The sequence below is a fragment of the Streptomyces sp. PSU-S4-23 genome (genome assembly GCF_055632315.1).
In genome coordinates this window covers 2494599-2512810 of sequence record NZ_JBVMUU010000002.1, presented here as the reverse complement: position 1 = coordinate 2512810, position 18212 = coordinate 2494599, and the positions used below count along the sequence as shown (strand labels likewise).

The following is an 18212-nucleotide window of genomic DNA, read 5'->3' as shown; positions in this document are numbered from 1 at the left end:
CCAGTACGTCGATGGCCCCGCCGGATGGCGCGCCCGGGCGAGGGCTGCGCGGGCATCCGTGGCTCACCCTCGTAGCCGTCGCCATCGGCGTGATGATGGTCGCCCTCGACGGCACCATCGTGGCCATCGCCAACCCGGCCATCGCCAAGGACCTGGGCGCGAGCTTCGCCGACGTCCAGTGGATCACCAACGCCTACTTCCTCGCCCTCGCGGTCACCCTGATCACCGCGGGCAAGCTCGGCGACCGCTTCGGACACCGGCAGACCTTCCTGATCGGCGTGGTGGGCTTCGCCGCCTCCTCCGGCGCCATCGGCCTCTCCGACAGCATCGCCCTCGTCATCACCTTCCGTGTCTTCCAGGGCCTGTTCGGCGCGCTGCTGATGCCGGCCGCGCTCGGTCTGCTGCGGGCCACCTTCCCCGCCGAGAAGCTGAACATGGCCATCGGCATCTGGGGCATGGTCATCGGCGCCTCCACCGCGGGCGGCCCCATCCTGGGCGGTCTGCTCGTCCAGCACGTCAGCTGGCAGTCGGTCTTCTTCATCAATGTGCCGGTCGGCGCCCTCGCCCTCCTCCTCGGTCTGCTGATCCTCACCGACCACCGCGCCGAGAAGGCGCCGCGCTCCTTCGACCTGCTCGGCATCGCGCTGCTGTCGGGCGGCATGTTCTGCCTGGTCTGGGCGCTCATCAAGGCCCCGTCCTGGGGCTGGGGCGACGGCAAGACATGGCTGTTCATCGGTGCGTCCCTGGCGTGCTTCGCCCTCTTCTCCTTCTGGGAGACGAAGGTGAAGGAACCGCTGATCCCGCTGGCGCTGTTCCGCTCGGTGCCGCTGTCGGCGGGTGTCGTCCTGATGGTCCTCATGGCGATCGCCTTCATGGGCGGCCTGTTCTTCGTCACCTTCTACCTGCAGAACGTGCACGGCATGAGCCCGGTCGACGCGGGCCTGCACCTGCTGCCGCTGACCGGCATGATGATCGTCGGCTCCCCGCTCGCGGGCGCCGTGATCACCAAGGCCGGCCCGCGCATCCCGCTGGCCGGCGGCATGGTGCTCACCGCGGTCGCCATGTTCGGCATGTCCAGGCTCGAGGCGGGCACGGGCAGCGCCGTCATGTCGATCTGGTTCGCCCTGCTCGGCCTCGGCCTCGCCCCGGTGATGGTCGGCGCCACCGAGGTCATCGTGGGCAACGCGCCGATGGAGCTCTCCGGTGTCGCCGGCGGCCTCCAGCAGGCCGCGATGCAGATCGGCGGCAGCCTCGGCACGGCCGTGCTGGGCGCGGTGATGGCCTCCCGCGTCGACAACGACCTTCCGGGCAACTGGGCCGCCGCCCAGCTGCCGCCGCTCACCCCCGCCCAGCTCGACCAGGCGTCGCAGGCGGTCCAGGTGGGTGTCGCCCCGGTGCCGAAGGGTGTTCCGGCCGTGGTGGCCGAGAAGATCACGGGTGTCGCGCACGACACGTTCATCTCCGGCATGAGCCTGGCCTGCCTGGTCGCCTCGGGCGTGGCGGCGGTCGCCGTACTGGTGGCGCTGCTCACCAAGCGCGGCGAGAACGCGGAGGCGGGCGCGGGGGCCGCGCACATCTGACGCCGGGCGGGGTGCGTTCGCTCGTCAGGGTGAAGGCGCTCAAGATCCCTCCCTACCCGCGCGCGCCGCAGGTCACAGTGGTCGCGTCCTTCGCACGGCGGGGCCGTGGGACCCGGAGGGCGGCCGGACTGCGGCGCGCTGCTGGAGGGGGGCAGCGCGCAGGCAGGTCTGGCCCGGGCACCGCGGGGTACCCGCCGCATCGAACCCGAACTGACCACGAGGTTCCGGGAGTTGATGATGGCGAACTTCGGGCACGGCACGCGCGGACACCTCCGTCCCAGGGGCCGCCCCCGGTCCCGCTGGGAGTTCCCTTCGGCGGGGCGGAGCCGGGTGCGGGCGGCAGGGCCGGATCGCACCACACTCGGGATCGTCGGAGTCGTCTGCGCGATCGCCGGGTTCTTCGCCCTCGGCATCGTTCTGGGACCGGTGGCGGTCGTGTGCGGCCGGCTGGCCCTGGGCCGCGGCCGGTCGAGCACCCGCCCGGTGACGGCCCTGGTGGCCCTCGTCCTGGGAGCGATCGACACGCTCCTGGCCCTCCTCTGGCTGACGGGCACCACGGGCGGCCCGGGCAACGGGTTGCTCTGACCGGGAGCGCGGGGGACGGTCCGGTGTACGGCCGCGCCTCTGATGGGGGGCGAAGAGGGTCCGGTCGGTGGCCGGGGTCCCCGGTCCGGGGAGTGCGGGGACGGTCCGTGGGAAGGGACCCTGAGCCGGTGGCGCGGGGACGGTCCGGTCGGTGGCCGGGCTCCTGAGGCCGGGTGCCGGGTGCCGGGTGCCGGGTGCCGGGTGCCGGGTGCCGGGTGCCGGGACCGTCCGGTCCGTGACCGGGCCCTGCCCAGGGGCCGGTGCGAGCGGCCCCGGCTACGGCCGGGGGCCGGTCTCCTCCGGGGCGTGGGGATGCGGCACGGGCGGCGGCCCGGACAGCGCGGCGACCTCCGCCCGCAGGGCCCGTACCTCTTCCGTCAGTGCCTCGATCGCCGCCGTCTGCCGTCGCTCCACCGCGTCGTCCTGCTCGAACCGCGCGATGAACCAGGCGGCGATGTTCGCGGTCACCACACCGAGCAGCGCTATACCGGAGAGCATCAGCCCCACCGCGAGCACCCGGCCGAGCCCGGTGGTCGGCGCGTGGTCCCCGTACCCCACGGTCGTCATCGTCGTGAACGACCACCACACGGCGTCGCCCAGGGTCCTGATGTTCCCGTTCGGCGAGTCCCGCTCCACCGACAGCACGGCCAGCGACCCGAACATCAGCAGCCCGACGACCGACCCGCCGACATACGTCGTCAGCCGGATCTGCGAGGCCATCCGGGCCCGCCGCCCCACGAGTATGAGCGTGGCCACTATCCGCAGCAGCCTGAGCGGCTGGAGCATCGGAAGGACCACCGCGAACAGGTCCGGCCAGTGCGTACGGACGAACTCCAGGCGCCTCTCGCAGAGCCCGAGCCGCACCAGATAGTCGGCGGCGAACGCGGCCCACACCACCCACTCCACCACCGTGCACGCGGTCGTCAGCGCGGGACTCGCGTCGGTGTCCACGATCGGCACGCCGTACGCGACAGCGAACGCGATCGCCAGCACGAGCAGGGGCCGCCCGGTGTAGTGCTCCCAGCGGGCCCGTGCCGATGTCTCTTTCATACGGGCATCGTAGAAAAGCCCGAAGGGCGGCGGGGAACGTCGCCCCGCCGCCCTTCGGGGGCGATCCGCAGCCGGGTCAGGCGTCGCCGCCGGCCACGCCGGGGTCGGCCGCCGCCACGTCGAGCAGCTGGTAGCGGTCGATCGCCTGCTTCAGCACCGAGCGGTCGATCCCGCCCGCCTTCGCCAGCTCGGTGAGCACCGCGACCACGATCGACTGCGCGTCGATGTGGAAGAAGCGGCGGGCCCCACCGCGCGTGTCCGCGAAGCCGAAGCCGTCCGCACCCAGCGACTGGTAGGGGCCGGGCACCCAGCGTGCGATCTGGTCCGGAACCGATCGCATCCAGTCGGACACGGCCACGAACGGACCCTCGGCCCCGTTCAGCTTCCGGGTCACATACGGAACGCGCTGCTCCTCCTCCGGGTGCAGCAGATTGTCCCGCTCCACCTCGACGGCCTCCCGCCGCAGCTCGTTCCAGGAGGTCGCCGACCAGACGTCGGCGCGCACGTTCCACTCCTCGGCGAGGATCCGCTGCGCCTCGATCGCCCACGGGACGGCGACGCCGGAGGCCATGATCTGCGCCGGGATGCTCCCCGAGGTGCCCTCGCTGATGCGGTGGATGCCCTTGAGGATGCCCTCGACGTCCACGTTCTCCGGCTCGGCCGGGTGCTGGATGGGCTCGTTGTAGACGGTGAGGTAGTAGAAGACGTCCTCGCCGTGCGGGTGCTCGGGCGAGGAGCCGTACATCCGGCGCAGACCGTCCTGCACGATGTGCGCGATCTCGTAGCTGTAGGCGGGGTCGTAGGCCACGCACGCGGGGTTGGTCGAGGCGAGCAGCTGCGAGTGGCCGTCCGCGTGCTGCAGGCCCTCACCGGTCAGCGTCGTACGCCCGGCGGTCGCACCCAGCACGAAACCACGGGCCAGCTGGTCGCCCATCTGCCAGAACTGGTCGCCGGTGCGCTGGAAACCGAACATCGAGTAGAAGACGTACACCGGGATGAGCGGCTCGCCGTGGGTGGCGTACGCCGAGCCGGCCGCGATCAGCGACGCCGTGCAGCCCGCCTCCGAGATGCCGTCGTGCAGCAGCTGGCCGGTCGGGGACTCCTTGTACGCGAGGAGCAGATCGCGGTCCACGGATTCGTACTGCTGTCCGAGCGGGTTGTAGATCTTGGCGCTCGGGAAGAACGAGTCCATGCCGAACGTGCGGTACTCGTCGGGCGCGATCAGCACGAACCGCCTGCCGAGCTCCTTGTCCCGCATGAGGTCCTTCAGCAGGCGCACGAACGCCATGGTCGTGGCGATCGACTGCTGACCGGAGCCCTTTTTGACGGTCGCGTACACCTTGTCCTCGGGCAGCGGGAGCGGCTTCGAGCGCACCACACGGGTCGGGACGTAGCCGCCGAGTCCCTTGCGGCGGTCGTGCATGTACTGGATCTCGTCCGAGTCCCGGCCCGGGTGGTAGTACGGCGGCAGGCCCGAGTCCAGCTCCTTGTCGGAGATCGGCAGGTGCAGGCGGTCCCGGAAGCGCTTGAGGTCGTCGACCGTGAGCTTCTTCATCTGGTGGGTCGCGTTGCGGCCCTCGAAGTTCGGGCCCAGCGTCCAGCCCTTGATCGTCTTGGCCAGGATCACCGTCGGCTGGCCCTTGTGCGCCTTGGCCGCCGAGAAGGCCGCGAAGATCTTCCGGTGGTCGTGGCCGCCGCGGCCCAGGTGCAGGATCTGGTCGTCGGTCATGTTCTCGACCATGGCGCGCAGCCGCTGGTCGTCGCCGAAGAAGTGCTCGCGGATGTAGGCGCCGGACTCGGTGGCGTACGTCTGGAACTGGCCGTCCGGCGTGGTGTTCATCCTGTTGACCAGGAGGCCGTCCCGGTCCTGGGCCAGCAGCGGGTCCCAGGTGCGGTCCCAGATCAGCTTGATCACGTTCCAGCCGGCGCCGCGGAAGACCGACTCCAGCTCCTGGATGATCTTGCCGTTGCCGCGGACCGGGCCGTCGAGGCGCTGCAGGTTGCAGTTGACGACGAAGGTCAGGTTGTCCAGCCCCTCGCGGGCGGCGAGGGTCAGCTGCCCGAGCGACTCCGGTTCGTCCATCTCGCCGTCGCCGAGGAACGCCCAGACATGGGACCTGGAGGTGTCCGCGATGCCGCGCGCCTCCATGTAGCGGTTCATGCGGGCCTGGTAGATCGCGGCGATCGGGCCGAGGCCCATGGAGACCGTCGGGAACTCCCAGAAGTCCGGCATGGAACGCGGGTGCGGGTAGCTGGAGAGGCCGTAGGGGGCCTTCGACTTCTCCTGGCGGAACCCGTCCAGGTGCTGCTCGGTGAGCCGGTCCAGGAGGTACGCGCGGGCGTAGATGCCCGGCGAGGCGTGGCCCTGGAAGAAGACCTGGTCGCCGCCGTCGCCCTCGTCCTTGCCGCGGAAGAAGTGGTTGAAGCCCACGTCGTACAGCGAGGCGGAGGAGGCGAAGGTGGCGATGTGGCCGCCGACCCCGATCCCGGGCCGCTGGGCGCGCGAGACCATCACCGCGGCGTTCCACCGGGTGGCGTTGAGGATCTTGCGTTCGATCTCCTCGTTGCCGGGGAAGAACGGCTCGTCCTTGGTCGCGATGGTGTTGACGTAGTCCGTGCTGCGCATCTCGGGCACGGCCACGCGCCGCTCGCGGGCCCGCTCGATCAGACGGAGCATCAGGTAGCGGGCCCGCTCGCGGCCGCGCTGGTCCACGGCGGAGTCGAGGGAGTCCAGCCACTCCTGGGTCTCTTCGGGGTCGAAGTCAGGAACCTGACTCGGAAGGCCGCCAATGATGATCGGATTGCGATCGGATCCGGAAGCCACGCTGTTCCTTACCTGTCAGAGGGCTACTTCTGCCTGTGCCTGCACCGGTCCCCATCGTGTACCTGGGGGGAGCGAAACGTCATCTCTACCGAGTGGTAACCATGGCGGCGGACCGGTCTTGCGTGATGAGCCCGACCAAAACGCAACGATACGCCCACGCTGTGACACCCCCGGAAGGGCCGTTCGACCTTCGTACCGGTGAAGGATTCCGGACTGCGCAAACCGGGCAGAACGGTGTGGTGTGGATCACTCCCGGGCGCGATACCGTGACAGGAGTTGCGGCGACACGGCCAGGATCGTCACCGTTTCGGCGGTCTGAACCGCCGGGTACTTGCGCGATCCGTCCCGCCCGTGTGGACTACGGCCAATGCTTCGCGTACGCGCGTGGCTGAGATACTCACCAAGACATGATCAGGAGGCAACCCGTGAGCGCGACCGCGGACCACGCGGAGGAGCGGACGAACCCTGCCGCGAGGCTGGGGTTCCAGCCCGAGCAGGTGGTCCAGGAGATCGGCTACGACGACGACGTCGACCAGGAGCTCCGCGAGGCCATCGAGGAAGCCATCGGCGGCGAGCTCGTGGACGAGGACTACGACGACGTCGCCGATGCCGTGGTGCTGTGGTTCCGCGACGAGGACGGCGACCTGACGGATGCGCTGGTGGACGCCACCACGTACATCGAAGAAGGCGGCTCCATCCTGCTCCTCACGCCGAAGACCGGCCGTACGGGCTACGTGGAGCCGAGCGACATCTCCGAAGCCGCGACGACGGCGGGTCTGTCGGCGTCCAAGAGTGTGAGCGTGGGCAAGGACTGGAGCGGGAGCCGGCTGGTGACGCCGAAGGCCGCCAAGCCCAAGAAGTGACCCCCCACCCCGGTGACCGTCCCCGGAGGTCCGGTGCCCGGACCTCCGTACGGGCCTGAACGGCCTGCTTCCCGGACCCCGGACGGGCTGAAACACTCAGCCCGTCCGCCGGCCCGCGGTGATCGCTGCGTAGGGTGGTCCCACCCCGAACAGTCCACCGGAAGGGATGCAGGACCATGGCGATCCAGGTCGGAGACAAGGCCCCCGACTTCGAGCTCAAGGACAACCACGGCCGGACCGTGAAGCTCTCGGACTTCCGCGGCGACAAGAACGTGGTGCTGCTCTTCTACCCCTTCGCGTTCACCGGCGTGTGCACCGGCGAGCTGTGCGAGCTGCGCGACAACCTGCCGGCGTTCGTCAACGACGGCACCCAGCTGCTCGCCGTCTCCAACGACTCCATCCACACGCTGCGCGTCTTCGCCGAACAGGAGGGCCTGGAGTACCCCCTGCTGTCCGATTTCTGGCCGCACGGCAACATTTCGCGCGCGTACGGCGTCTTCGCCGAGGACAAGGGTTGCGCGGTGCGCGGGACCTTCATCATCGACAAGGAGGGCGTGGTGCGGTGGACCGTCGTCAACGACCTGCCGGACGCGCGTGACCTGAACGAGTACGTGAAGGCGCTCGACACCCTGTGATTCTTCGGTTCCAAGCCCTGCGGGGCGCGGGAACCGGTCACTAGGATCGACTCGTTGATCCGATACCCGACACCAACGCACCACGGGGCTCCCCGCCCCTGGACACCAATGGGAGGACTCGTGGGAGTCAGCCTCAGCAAGGGCGGCAACGTATCACTGACCAAGGAGGCCCCGGGCCTGACCGCGGTCCTCGTCGGTCTGGGCTGGGACGTCCGCACCACGACCGGCACCGACTTCGACCTGGACGCCAGCGCCCTGCTGCTGAACTCCTCGGGGAAGGTCGGCAGCGACCAGAACTTCGTGTTCTTCAACAACCTCAAGAGCCCGGACGGCTCGGTGGAGCACACCGGTGACAACCTCACCGGTGAGGGCGAGGGCGACGACGAGGTCATCAAGGTCAACCTCGCCGGGGTTCCGGCCGACGTCGACAAGATCGTCTTCCCGGTCTCCATCTACGACGCCGAGAACCGCCAGCAGTCCTTCGGCCAGGTGCGCAACGCGTTCATCCGCGTCGTCAACCAGGCCAACCAGCAGGAGATCGCGCGGTACGACCTGAGCGAGGACGCCTCCACCGAGACCGCCATGGTCTTCGGCGAGCTGTACCGCCACGGGAGCGAGTGGAAGTTCCGTGCCATCGGCCAGGGCTACGCGTCGGGACTGCGCGGCATCGCGCAGGACTTCGGCGTGAACGTCTGAGCCGGACGCTCGCGCGGTCGCGTCACCGTCCGTCACCGCCGTCCGGCGCCGCACGCATCGCGGCGCCGGACGGACGGGGACCGGCGGGAGTCCCGAGCCGCGGACACCGGGGGCGGGCCCCCGGCAGCGGGGACCCGGGCTTCCGGCACGCGGCCGGGCTCCCAGGCGCCGGGGGTTCGAGCTTCCCGGCCTCCCGGTACCGGGAGGCCGGGCTCACGTCTTCCGGGCGCGCGATTCCCAGGAAGCGGGGGCCGGGCTCTCGGATGCGGGGGGGGGTGCGGGTTCGCGGTAGTGGGGCCGGGCTCTTGGATGCGGGGGGTGCGGGTTCGCGGTAGTGGGGGCCGGGGCTCCACGGGGTCTCGGGGATTCGGCTCCCGAGGTGGCGGGGATGTGGCCTCCGGGACACCGGGCCCGGTTCCCGGCCACCGGGGCCGACCTCCGACCACCGGGGGCCCGGCCCGGGACCACCCGGGGGAAGCCACCCCCGGACCACCGGGGGGATCCGCCCCCGGACCACCGGGGGGATCCGCCCCCGGCACGACGCAGTACTTCGGGGAGGACCAGCATCATGGGCGTCACGCTCGCCAAGGGAGGCAACGTCTCCCTCTCCAAGGCCGCACCCAACCTCACACATGTGATGATCGGGCTCGGCTGGGACGCGCGCTCCACCACCGGGGCACCCTTCGACCTCGACGCCAGCGCACTGCTGTGCAGCGGTGGCCGGGTGCTCGGCGACGAGTGGTTCGTCTTCTACAACCAGCTCAAGAGCCCGGACGGCTCCGTGGAGCACACCGGCGACAACCTCACCGGCGAGGGCGAGGGCGACGACGAGACGATCCTGATCGACCTCGCCAAGGTGCCGCCCCAGTGCGACAAGATCGTCTTCCCGGTCTCCATCCACCTGGCCGACGAGCGCGGCCAGACCTTCGGCCAGGTCAGCAACGCCTACATCCGGGTCCTCAACCAGGCCGACGGCCAGGAACTCGCCCGCTACGACCTCAGCGAGGACGCCTCCACGGAGACGGCCATGATCTTCGGCGAGGTCTACCGCTACGGCGGCGAGTGGAAGTTCCGCGCCGTCGGACAGGGGTACGCGTCGGGCCTGCGCGGCATCGCCCTGGACTTCGGGGTCAACGTCGCGTAGAGGCCACGTCCCGCCTTCCTCGTGATCGGCGAGGGAGCCGGTCCGCGCTCCCCTGCCTGCGGCTGCGAGGTCCGGCCGAACCAAGTGGCCCGGCCGGGCCGCTCCCCCTCTAGACTCGTGGTCAACATTAGGCAAAGCCGGGTACGGCAACGGGGGAGACCCGTACAGATACGGATTGGGTAGCCAGTGCTTCTGAAAACCTTCGGTTGGTCGTTCGTGGTCACCGCGGTCGGCCTGGCCGCCGCGGTCCTCTACGGGGGGTGGACCGCCTTCGGCATCGTGGCGATCCTGTCCATCCTCGAGATCTCGCTGTCCTTCGACAACGCGGTGGTCAACGCCGGGATCCTGAAGAAGATGAATGCCTTCTGGCAGAAGATCTTCCTCACGGTCGGCGTGCTCATCGCCGTCTTCGGCATGCGACTCGTCTTCCCCGTGGTGATCGTCGCGGTCACCGCGAAGAAGAGCCCCGTAGACGCGGTGAATCTGGCGCTGACGGACAAGGACCAGTACCAGCAGCTCGTCACCGACGCCCACCCGGCCATCGCCGCCTTCGGCGGCATGTTCCTGCTGATGATCTTCCTGGACTTCATCTTCGAGGACCGGGACATCCAGTGGCTGCGCTGGATCGAGCGTCCGCTCGCCAAGCTCGGCAAGGTCGACATGCTGTCGGTCTGCATCGCGCTGATCGTTCTGCTGATCTCCTCCATGACCTTCGCGGCCCACGCCCACCAGCACGGCGGCGCGCATGTCGACAAGGCACAGACGGTGCTGATCGCCGGCATCGCCGGCCTGATCACCTACATGATCGTCGGCGGTCTCTCCGGCTACTTCGAGGACCGGCTTGAGGAAGAGGAGGAGCGGGAGCACGAGGAGGAGGAAGAGGCCAAGCGCGCCGGCAAGCAGCGCTCGGCGATCCTCCTGGCCGGCAAGGCCGCGTTCTTCATGTTCCTCTACCTGGAGGTCCTGGACGCGTCCTTCTCCTTCGACGGTGTGATCGGCGCCTTCGCCATCACCAACGACATCGTCCTGATGGCGCTCGGCCTCGGCATCGGCGCGATGTACGTCCGGTCGCTGACGGTCTACCTGGTCCGCCAGGGCACCCTCGACGACTACGTCTACCTGGAGCACGGCGCGCACTACGCGATCGGCGCGCTTGCCGTGATCCTCCTCGTCACCATCCAGTACCAGATCAACGAGGTCGTCACCGGTCTCGTCGGCGTCGTCCTGATCGCCTGGTCCTTCTGGTCCTCCGTGCGCCGCAACCGGGCGCTCGCCGGGGGCGAGGGAAAAGGCGAGAGCTCGGACGAGAAGACTGAGGTCTCGTCCGGGGTGTGACGCGCCCCGGGGCGAGGAACGCTCTGATTCGGGGCGGCCGCGAGGACTCGTCCTCGCGGCCGCCCCGCGGCTGTGGAACCGTGAGTACAGGGGGCGGGCATGAGCTTCTGGGACGGCGTGTGGCGCGGGCGGGCCGCACAGTTCGACTCGGGCAGCGCGGCGAGCAACGCGATCGAGCTGACCAAGCGGCATCAGCGGGTGTCCCTGACCAAACAGGGCGCGGCGACCGGCAACCTGCGCATCAACCTGTCGTGGCGGATGCGCACCTCGGACATCGGCGCCCCCGAGCGCGGCAGCCTGCTGCGCCACCCCCTCCGGCTGTTCACCCCGGAGGTCGTGCAGGCGCACACCCAGAGCATGGTCAACGTCGACCTCGACCTGGGGTGCCTGTACGAGCTGAACGACGGCACCAAGGGCGTGGTGCAGCCCCTGGGCGGCTTCTTCGGAGAGCTCAACGAACCGCCGTACATCAAGCTCAGCGGCGACGACCGGTTCGGCTCCGGATCTGGTGAGACGATCTTCGTCAACCTCGATCACCGGGATGACTTCAAGCGGCTGCTGATCTTCGTCTACATATACGACCAGACGCCGGCGTTCGACCGTACGCACGCCGTCGTGACGATGTTTCCCAGCAACGGTCCGCGCATCGAGATCGGCCTCGACGAACGCCACCCGCAGGCACGCTCCTGCGCGGTCGTCCTGATCGAGAACGTGAAGGGCGAGATCGTCGTCCGGCGCGAGGTGAAGTTCGTCTACGGCTTCCAGGCCGAGCTGGACCGGCTGTACGGGTGGGGCCTGCAGTGGGGCCGAGGGTACAAGACGAAGACGTGATCCACGTCGAGGCGACCGCGGCTCGCGGACCGCGTCCGAGGCCCGCGCCCGAGGTAGGCTGCGACCGCACACTTGCCCAGTGCTCCACCCTTCAGGGTGGAGGTGTAGGGCATCCTCGCCTCAGCGGCCCGTAGGGCCGCAGCACCACTGCTGAAGTCGCCTTGTCCGACAACGTAGTTGGCGGACCTACCGCCGGACGGGCGGGAAGTCAGGCCTGTGGAGGCCCGGTAAGACCACCTTCGGGTGGCAGAGGCCCGTGAAGCAGGAACCCGAGGGAGCACCGCATAGCGGTGCTGACCGGAATCACCTGCGTTTACGCAGGTGAGGGCGTCAACGGCCGATGAACTGCGGCCCCTGCGGCGGCAGCGCGAAATCCGGGTCCGGGACCGGGGCGGTCGTCGGCGGGTAGCCGTACGCCGGTGCGGGCGCCCCCGCCGTCTGAGGCTGCGGATAGCCGTACGCCGGCCGGCTCGCCGGCTGCGGGTACCCGTACGCGGGCTGCGCGGCCGTCGCGGGCGCCGGCTGTGCGGGCACCGCCGGATAGCCGTACGACGGCTGCGGCGGCACCGGCTGCTCCGGCGGCAGCGGCGCCGACACCTCGGGCGCGGCCGAGGGGACCGAACCGGTCGTCCCGGCCGGAACCGGCGGAGCCTCCGAATCGTCCACCGAGATGCCGAAGTCGTTCGCGAGCCCCTTGAGCCCGTTGGAGTAGCCCTCGCCGAGCGCCCGGAACTTCCAGCCATCGCCGCGCCGGTACAGCTCACCGCAGATCAGCGCCGTCTCCGCGCCCGTCTCCGGTTTGATGTCGAAGTACGCCAGCGGCTCCCCGTCGGGGGCGGCCGCGTCGTACAGCAGGATGCGCAGCGCGCGTACGCGGTCGAACGTGACGTCGTCCGCCGAGGCGACCAGCAGGATCTGCCTCACGCCGGGTTCGATCCCCACGAGATCCGTCTGGATCGTGTCGGTCAGCCCGTCCGACTCCCGCTTCTTGCCGAGCAGCCGGACCTTCCCGGACGGATGCCGGGGCTGGTTGTAGAAGACGAAGTCCTCGTCGGAACGCACCCGCCCGCCGGGCCCGAGGAGCAGCGCCGAGGCGTCGACCTCCGGGACGCCCTGCCCCGACGCCCAGCGCAGCACCGCCCGTACGGCCGTGGCCTCGAGCGGTACGTTCGACCCCTTCAGCATCGCGTGCGTCATGGCGTCATCCTGCCTTCTCGGTCCTGGTCACGACAACGCGGGGTGGACTCCCCGGAGTGGCGCCGATGTGCCCTCGACACAGCCGGGTTACCTGAACTTCATGCCCGGTGGGAACCCACGACATGGGGTTCTACGTACTATTACCGGCCACATCTTTTCGGGTCGTCCAGGTCGTCCTGCACCACGGGGGAGTCTTATGCGTCATTTCGGGCACATCGCCCCTGAGGAGCGGCAGCGCCTCTTCCACCGGGAGCCGGCCGTCTTCACCGCCGACTCCCCCGCGCGCGTGCTCGCGGCGGCCCTCGGCGCCACCCTCTACAGTCCCGCGACCCGTCCGCGCCTGGCCGACGACGTGGTCAAGCAGGCGGGCCGCGGGGTGGTCTCCATGGTGCTGTGCCTGGAGGACTCGATCGACGACGCGGACGTGGCCGACGCCGAGGAGAACCTGGTCCGGCAGTTCACCGACCTGGCGTCCCGCCCGGATGCCGAGCTGCCGCTCCTCTTCGTCCGGGTCCGGACGCCGGCGCAGATCCCGGACCTGGTCGCCCGGCTCGGCCCGGCGGTGCGGCTGCTGTCCGGTTTCGTCCTTCCGAAGTTCACCGAGGAGCGGGGCGTCCCCTTCCTGGAGGCGCTGACGGCGGCCGAGGCGGCGAGCGGACGCCGGCTGTTCGCCATGCCCGTCCTCGAATCACCCGACCTGCTCTACCTGGAGTCGCGCCGGGAGACCCTGGACGGCATCGCCCGCACCGTCGACAAGTACCGCGACCGCGTCCTCGCGCTGCGCCTCGGCGTCACCGACTTCTGCTCCTCGTACGGACTGCGCAGAGCACCCGACATGACCGCGTACGACATCCAGATCGTCGCCTCCGTCATCGCCGACGTGGTCAACGTCCTGGGGCGCGCCGACGGCACCGGGTTCACGGTGACCGGGCCGGTGTGGGAGTACTTCCGGGTCCAGGAGCGGATGTTCAAGCCGCAGTTGCGGCGCAGCCCCTTCCTGGAGGGGGAGGTCGAGGAACTGCGCGAGGCGCTCATCGAGCACGACATGGACGGGCTGCTGCGCGAGATCTCCCTCGACCGTGCCAACGGCCTGCTCGGCAAGACCTGCATCCACCCCTCGCACGTGATGCCGGTGCACGCGCTGTCGGTGGTCAGCCACGAGGAGTTCAGCGACGCGCAGGACATCCTGCGGCCCGAGCGCCTCGGCGGCGGTGTGCTGCGCTCCGCGTACACCAACAAGATGAACGAGGTGAAGCCGCACCGCGCCTGGGCCGAGCGCACGCTCCAGCGCGCCGAGGTCTTCGGCGTCGCGGGCGAGGACATCGGCTTCGTGGAACTGCTGGCCGCCGGGCTCCCCGGCTGAGCGCCCAGTGGCCGTGCCGTCGTGGCGACGTGGTGAGGCATCGACATCAGTGACAAGGAATCGATGAAGAACGTGGTGTGGTCCGGGACGTGGGTGGCCGAACGGCTCGGGGTCGAACTCGTCGGCGACGACGAGCTGACCGGTCTGCTGGGGCTCGCGCTGCGGCGCAACCCCCGGCGGGCGCATCTGCTCGTCTCCAATGTGCTGGGCAAGCACGTCCCGCAGTCCCCGTCCGTCGTCTACGGCCACGGGCTCGCGCTCGGCCGCCGGGTGCGCGACCTGCTGGCCGCCGACGGAGGGGAGAGCGAAGCCGGCGGTCCCGTCGTCCTCGGGTACGCGGAGACGGCCACGGGCCTCGGCCACTCCGTCGCCGACGGCATGGGCGCCGTGCCCTATCTGCACTCCACCCGCCGCCCCGTCGAGGGTGTGGCGCGGGCCGGCGGCTTCGAGGAGTCCCACTCCCACGCCACCTCGCATCTGCTGCTGCCCGAGGATCCGCGCCTGCTGGCGGGCGACGGTCCGCTGGTCCTGGTCGACGACGAGTTCTCGACCGGCAACACCGTCATGAACACCATCCGCGACCTGCACCGGCGCCATCCGCGGGGGCGGTACGTCGTGGTCGCGCTGGTCGACATGCGCTCGGCCGCCGACCTGGACCGCCTGGCGGACTTCGGGCGGGAGATCGGCGCCCGGATCGACCTGGTGGCGGCCGCCGCGGGGACCGTCCGGCTGCCCGAGGGCGTGCTGGAGAAGGGCCGGGAACTGGTCGCCCGGCATGAGTCGGCGGTACCGGACCGGGAGCGCCACGGCACGATCGGCCGCGTCGCGCTCGGCTGGCCCCGCGGCCTGCCCGACGGCGGGCGGCACGGCTTCACCCCCGCGCACCGGGCCCGTCTGGAGGCCGCGCTGCCCGCGATGGCCGCCCGGCTGGCCGAGGCGATACCCGAGGGCGCCCGGCGGGTGCTCGTGCTCGGCTTCGAGGAGCTGATGTACGCGCCGCTGCGGCTCGCCCGTGAACTCGAGCAGGTGGTGGCCGCCGAGGTCCGCTACTCCACGACCACCCGCTCGCCCGTCCTCGCGGTCGACGACCCCGGCTACGCGATACGCAGCCGCATCGTCTTCCCCGCCCACGACGACCCGGCCGACGGCCCCGGAGAGCGCTACGCGTACAACGTCGCGGACGCCGGCTTCGACGCCGTCGTCGCGGTCGTGGACTCCGTGGCCGACACACCGGCCCTGCACGCCAGGGGTGGCCTGCTCGACCGGCTCGCCGCGCACGCCCCGCACGTTCTGCTCGCGGTCGTCCCCAGTCACGTCCCCGAGCCCCGGCACGTTCCCGAAAGGCCCGCCATGCTGCCCGAGCCCCTCCGCGGCCCAGCCTTCTCCTCGTACGCGCCCGAGGAGGTCGGCTGGCTGCTGCAGGACCTCTCGGACGTCACCCTGGAGGCGCCGACCGAGGAGCGCGAGGAGGCCATCCAGAGCGGCGGCGCGCACTACGCCGAGTCGCTGCCGGTGGAGTACCAGCCCAGCGAGCAGTACCAGGAGCTGTTCCACGCGGCGCTGGAGGCGTCCGCCGCCCGGCTCGCCCAGGCCGTCGGCGCGGTCACGGAGACCGTGCTCGCCGAACGGTCGCCCCGGCCGGTCCTGGTCTCCCTCGCCCGCGCCGGCACCCCCGTCGGCGTCCTGATGCGCCGCTGGGCCCGGCACCGGCACGGACTGGACCTGCCGCACTACGCGGTGTCGATCGTGCGCGGCCGCGGCATCGACGCCAACGCGCTGCGCTACCTGGCCGACCGGTACGACCCCGCCGACGTCGTCTTCGTCGACGGCTGGACCGGCAAGGGCGCCATCACCCGGGAACTCGCCGACGCCGTCCGGGAGTTCGAGGCATCCGACGGCATCACGGGCTTCGACCCGGAGATCGCGGTCCTGGCCGACCCGGGATCGTGCGTACGCACCTACGGCACCCGGGACGACTTCCTCATCCCGTCCGCCTGCCTCAACTCCACGGTCTCGGGCCTGATCTCACGGACGGTGCTGCGTGCCGACCTGGTGGGCCCGCACGACTACCACGGCGCCAAGTTCTACCGCGAACTCGCCGGGGCGGACGTGTCGGTGGCCTTCCTCGACGCCGTGTCCGCCCGCTTCACCGAGGTCGAGGAGGCCGTCGCCGCGCGCACCAAGGAACTGCTGTCCGCCGACCGCACCCCGACCTGGGAGGGCTGGGCGGCGGTCGAACGCATCAGTGAGGAGTACGGCATCCACGACGTGAACCTCGTCAAGCCGGGCGTCGGCGAGACCACGCGCGTGCTGCTGCGCCGGGTGCCCTGGAAGATCCTGGCACGCGCCGGGGCGGGCGCCGACCTCGACCATGTGCGCCTGCTGGCCGAGCAGCGCGGTGTGCCCGTCGAGGAGGTCGCCGCGCTTCCGTACATGTGTGTGGGCCTGATCCATCCGAAGTACACGCGGGGCGCCACCGGCGCCGACGGCAGGGCGGTGGCCGCATGAAGCCCGTACTGGTCGCCAGTGACCTCGACCGCACGCTGATCTACTCCTCCGCGGCGCTCGCGCTGACCATGCCGGACGCCCGGGCTCCCCGGCTGCTGTGCGTCGAGGTGCACGAGAGCAGGCCGCTGTCGTACATGACCGAGACCGCGGCCGGGCTGCTCACCGACCTGGGTGACCGGGCGGTGTTCGTGCCGACCACGACCCGCACCCGCAAGCAGTACCAGCGCATCAACCTGCCGGGCCCCGCCCCGGCGTACGCGATCTGCGCGAACGGCGGCCATCTGCTCGTCGACGGCGTCAGTGACCCCGACTGGCACACGGCGGTCCTCGCCCGGATCGCCGAGCAGTGCGCGCCGCTGGCCGAGGTGCGGGACCATCTGGCGGCCACCGCCGACCCGGTGTGGGTGCGCAAGCAGCGGGTCGCCGAGGACCTGTTCGCCTACCTCGTCGTCGAGCGCGAACTGCTGCCCGGGGAATGGGTGAAGGAACTGGCCGTCTGGGCGGAGAACCGCGGCTGGACGGTGTCGCTGCAGGGCCGCAAGGTCTACGCCGTGCCGAAGCCGCTCACCAAGAGCGCGGCCGTGCGCGAGGTCGCCCGGCGCTGCGGGGCCGTGCTCACGCTCGCCGCCGGCGACTCGCTGCTCGACGCGGACCTGCTGCTCGCCGCGGACCGGGGCTGGCGTCCGGGCCACGGCGAACTGGCCGACGCCGACTGGACGGCACCCGGGATCAGTGCCGTGCCGGAGCGGGGCGTGGCGGCCGGGGAGCGGATCCTGCGGGAGTTCCTGAAGGCGGCGCGGGAGGCGTAGCAGCGGGGCGGGCGGCGCGGGCGGCCCCGCTCCCGGGCGCGGGGCTACGGTGGAAGCGAGCGGGAACGCTCGGGACCTCGGGGCCGACGTGAGGAGGGCCTGGTGGCCAAGGGGAACGGGACGCCACTGACCGAGGAGCTGTACGCGTACATGCTCGGGCACAATCCGCCGCTGGACCCGGTGCAGCGGATGCTCGTCGAGGTGACGCACACCCGGCTGCCGCTCGTGGCGGGCGAGCAGGCGGCCGAGGAGCAGGCGGCCGAGGAGCAGGTGGCCGAGGAGCAGGGGCCGCTGCTGGCCTTCCTGGTGCGGCTGACCGGGGCGCGCCGGATCGTCGAGGTCGGGACCTTCACCGGGCTGTCGGCGCTGTCCATGGCGCAGGCGCTGCCGCCCGGCGGGACGCTGCTGACGTGCGACGTCTCCGGGGAGTGGACGCGGCAGGCGCGGGCGGCCTGGGCGAAGGCGGGAGTCGCCGACCGGATCGAGCTGCGCACCGCCCCCGTGCCGGAGACGCTGCGGGGGCTGCCGGCCGAACCGCACATCGACATGGCCTTCATCGGCGCGGACGAGGACGACTACGGCGCCTACTGGGACGAGTTGGTGCCGCGCATGCGCCCCGGTGGCCTTCTCGTGGTGGACCGCGTCTTCTGCCACGGCGGCGTCACGGACCCGGGCGCGACCGGATGCGCCGCCGCCGTCAGGGACTTCAACGCGCAGGTGAAGGCGGACGAGCGGGTGGACAGCGTGATGCTGCCGGTGGCGGACGGACTGACCCTGGCGCGACGGCGCTGA

Annotated in this window: 15 protein-coding genes; 12 read left to right on the top strand and 3 right to left on the bottom strand. The window is 70.8% G+C overall.

Annotation, left to right across the window (positions count from 1 at the left end; all coding sequences use genetic code 11):
• Positions 1-11 precede the first annotated feature (11 nt).
• Both ACZ79I_RS12165 and ACZ79I_RS12160 read left to right on the top strand, forming a co-directional pair.
• Positions 12-1580, top strand: coding sequence for an MFS transporter (locus ACZ79I_RS12165; protein WP_471504895.1), 1569 nt, complete (start codon positions 12-14; stop codon positions 1578-1580).
• A gap of 234 nt (positions 1581-1814) precedes the next feature.
• On the top strand, positions 1815-2165 hold the full coding sequence (locus ACZ79I_RS12160; protein WP_471504892.1) for a small hydrophobic protein: 351 nt from the start codon (positions 1815-1817) through the stop codon (positions 2163-2165).
• A gap of 276 nt (positions 2166-2441) precedes the next feature.
• On the opposite strand, the gene ACZ79I_RS12155 is transcribed toward ACZ79I_RS12160, so the two are convergent.
• Positions 2442-3215: a potassium channel family protein gene (locus ACZ79I_RS12155; RefSeq protein ID WP_471496851.1), complete on the bottom strand. Its 774-nt coding sequence runs from the start codon at positions 3213-3215 to the stop codon at positions 2442-2444.
• A 76-nt stretch (positions 3216-3291) separates the two neighbouring features.
• Complete coding sequence (gene aceE / locus ACZ79I_RS12150; protein WP_471496849.1) at positions 3292-6039, bottom strand: pyruvate dehydrogenase (acetyl-transferring), homodimeric type; 2748 nt, start codon at positions 6037-6039, stop codon at positions 3292-3294.
• A gap of 425 nt (positions 6040-6464) precedes the next feature.
• On the opposite strand from aceE, the gene ACZ79I_RS12145 reads away from it, so the two are divergent.
• From ACZ79I_RS12145 to ACZ79I_RS12120, 6 genes are all read left to right on the top strand, one after another.
• Positions 6465-6902, top strand: a complete 438-nt coding sequence (locus ACZ79I_RS12145) for a DUF3052 domain-containing protein (RefSeq protein WP_381079604.1) — start codon at positions 6465-6467, stop codon at positions 6900-6902.
• Between the two features lie 176 nt (positions 6903-7078).
• Positions 7079-7537 (top strand): peroxiredoxin, encoded by a 459-nt coding sequence (locus tag ACZ79I_RS12140; RefSeq protein ID WP_471496847.1) that lies wholly within the window; start codon positions 7079-7081, stop codon positions 7535-7537.
• Between the two features lie 120 nt (positions 7538-7657).
• The gene (locus tag ACZ79I_RS12135) at positions 7658-8233 is read left to right on the top strand and encodes a TerD family protein (RefSeq protein ID WP_381079600.1); all 576 of its coding nucleotides are present in this window, start codon (positions 7658-7660) and stop codon (positions 8231-8233) included.
• 568 nt (positions 8234-8801) lie between these two features.
• Complete coding sequence (locus ACZ79I_RS12130; protein ID WP_471496845.1) at positions 8802-9377, top strand: TerD family protein; 576 nt, start codon at positions 8802-8804, stop codon at positions 9375-9377.
• Between the two features lie 186 nt (positions 9378-9563).
• On the top strand, positions 9564-10712 hold the full coding sequence (locus ACZ79I_RS12125) for a DUF475 domain-containing protein (protein ID WP_471496843.1): 1149 nt from the start codon (positions 9564-9566) through the stop codon (positions 10710-10712).
• Positions 10713-10811: 99 nt separating this feature from the next.
• Positions 10812-11543, top strand: a complete 732-nt coding sequence (locus ACZ79I_RS12120) for a TerD family protein (protein ID WP_471496841.1) — start codon at positions 10812-10814, stop codon at positions 11541-11543.
• Positions 11544-11873: 330 nt separating this feature from the next.
• Here the strand turns inward: ACZ79I_RS12120 and ACZ79I_RS12115 are convergent, their stop codons facing one another.
• Entirely contained in the window at positions 11874-12740 is an 867-nt protein-coding gene (locus ACZ79I_RS12115; RefSeq protein ID WP_471496839.1) for a TerD family protein, read from the bottom strand.
• A gap of 196 nt (positions 12741-12936) precedes the next feature.
• On the opposite strand from ACZ79I_RS12115, the gene ACZ79I_RS12110 reads away from it, so the two are divergent.
• The 4 genes from ACZ79I_RS12110 (at position 12937) to ACZ79I_RS12095 (ending at position 18212) form a co-directional block, all read left to right on the top strand.
• Positions 12937-14103 carry an HpcH/HpaI aldolase/citrate lyase family protein gene (locus ACZ79I_RS12110; RefSeq protein ID WP_471496837.1) on the top strand — a complete coding sequence of 389 codons (1167 nt, stop codon included), beginning with the start codon at positions 12937-12939 and terminating at the stop codon, positions 14101-14103.
• Positions 14104-14166: 63 nt separating this feature from the next.
• Positions 14167-16611, top strand: a complete 2445-nt coding sequence (locus ACZ79I_RS12105; RefSeq protein ID WP_471496835.1) for a phosphoribosyltransferase — start codon at positions 14167-14169, stop codon at positions 16609-16611.
• Positions 16608-17420, top strand: a complete 813-nt coding sequence (locus tag ACZ79I_RS12100) for an HAD family hydrolase (protein ID WP_471496833.1) — start codon at positions 16608-16610, stop codon at positions 17418-17420. The genes ACZ79I_RS12105 and ACZ79I_RS12100 overlap by 4 nt, the downstream gene beginning before the upstream one ends.
• A gap of 102 nt (positions 17421-17522) precedes the next feature.
• A complete protein-coding gene (locus tag ACZ79I_RS12095; RefSeq protein ID WP_471496831.1) occupies positions 17523-18212 on the top strand; it encodes an O-methyltransferase in 690 nt (229 codons plus the stop codon).

Bases quoted from the DNA above. Each gene is read 5' to 3' on its own strand.
- ACZ79I_RS12165 (WP_471504895.1), top strand. From the start codon at position 12: ATGGCCCCGCCGGATGGCGCGCCCGGGCGAGGGCTGCGCGGGCATCCG.
- ACZ79I_RS12160 (WP_471504892.1), top strand. From the start codon at position 1,815: ATGATGGCGAACTTCGGGCACGGCACGCGCGGACACCTCCGTCCCAGG.
- ACZ79I_RS12155 (WP_471496851.1), bottom strand. From the start codon at position 3,215: ATGAAAGAGACATCGGCACGGGCCCGCTGGGAGCACTACACCGGGCGG.
- ACZ79I_RS12140 (WP_471496847.1), top strand. From the start codon at position 7,079: ATGGCGATCCAGGTCGGAGACAAGGCCCCCGACTTCGAGCTCAAGGAC.
- ACZ79I_RS12130 (WP_471496845.1), top strand. From the start codon at position 8,802: ATGGGCGTCACGCTCGCCAAGGGAGGCAACGTCTCCCTCTCCAAGGCC.
- ACZ79I_RS12120 (WP_471496841.1), top strand. From the start codon at position 10,812: ATGAGCTTCTGGGACGGCGTGTGGCGCGGGCGGGCCGCACAGTTCGAC.
- ACZ79I_RS12115 (WP_471496839.1), bottom strand. From the start codon at position 12,740: ATGACGCACGCGATGCTGAAGGGGTCGAACGTACCGCTCGAGGCCACG.
- ACZ79I_RS12110 (WP_471496837.1), top strand. From the start codon at position 12,937: ATGCGTCATTTCGGGCACATCGCCCCTGAGGAGCGGCAGCGCCTCTTC.
- ACZ79I_RS12105 (WP_471496835.1), top strand. From the start codon at position 14,167: ATGAAGAACGTGGTGTGGTCCGGGACGTGGGTGGCCGAACGGCTCGGG.
- ACZ79I_RS12100 (WP_471496833.1), top strand. From the start codon at position 16,608: ATGAAGCCCGTACTGGTCGCCAGTGACCTCGACCGCACGCTGATCTAC.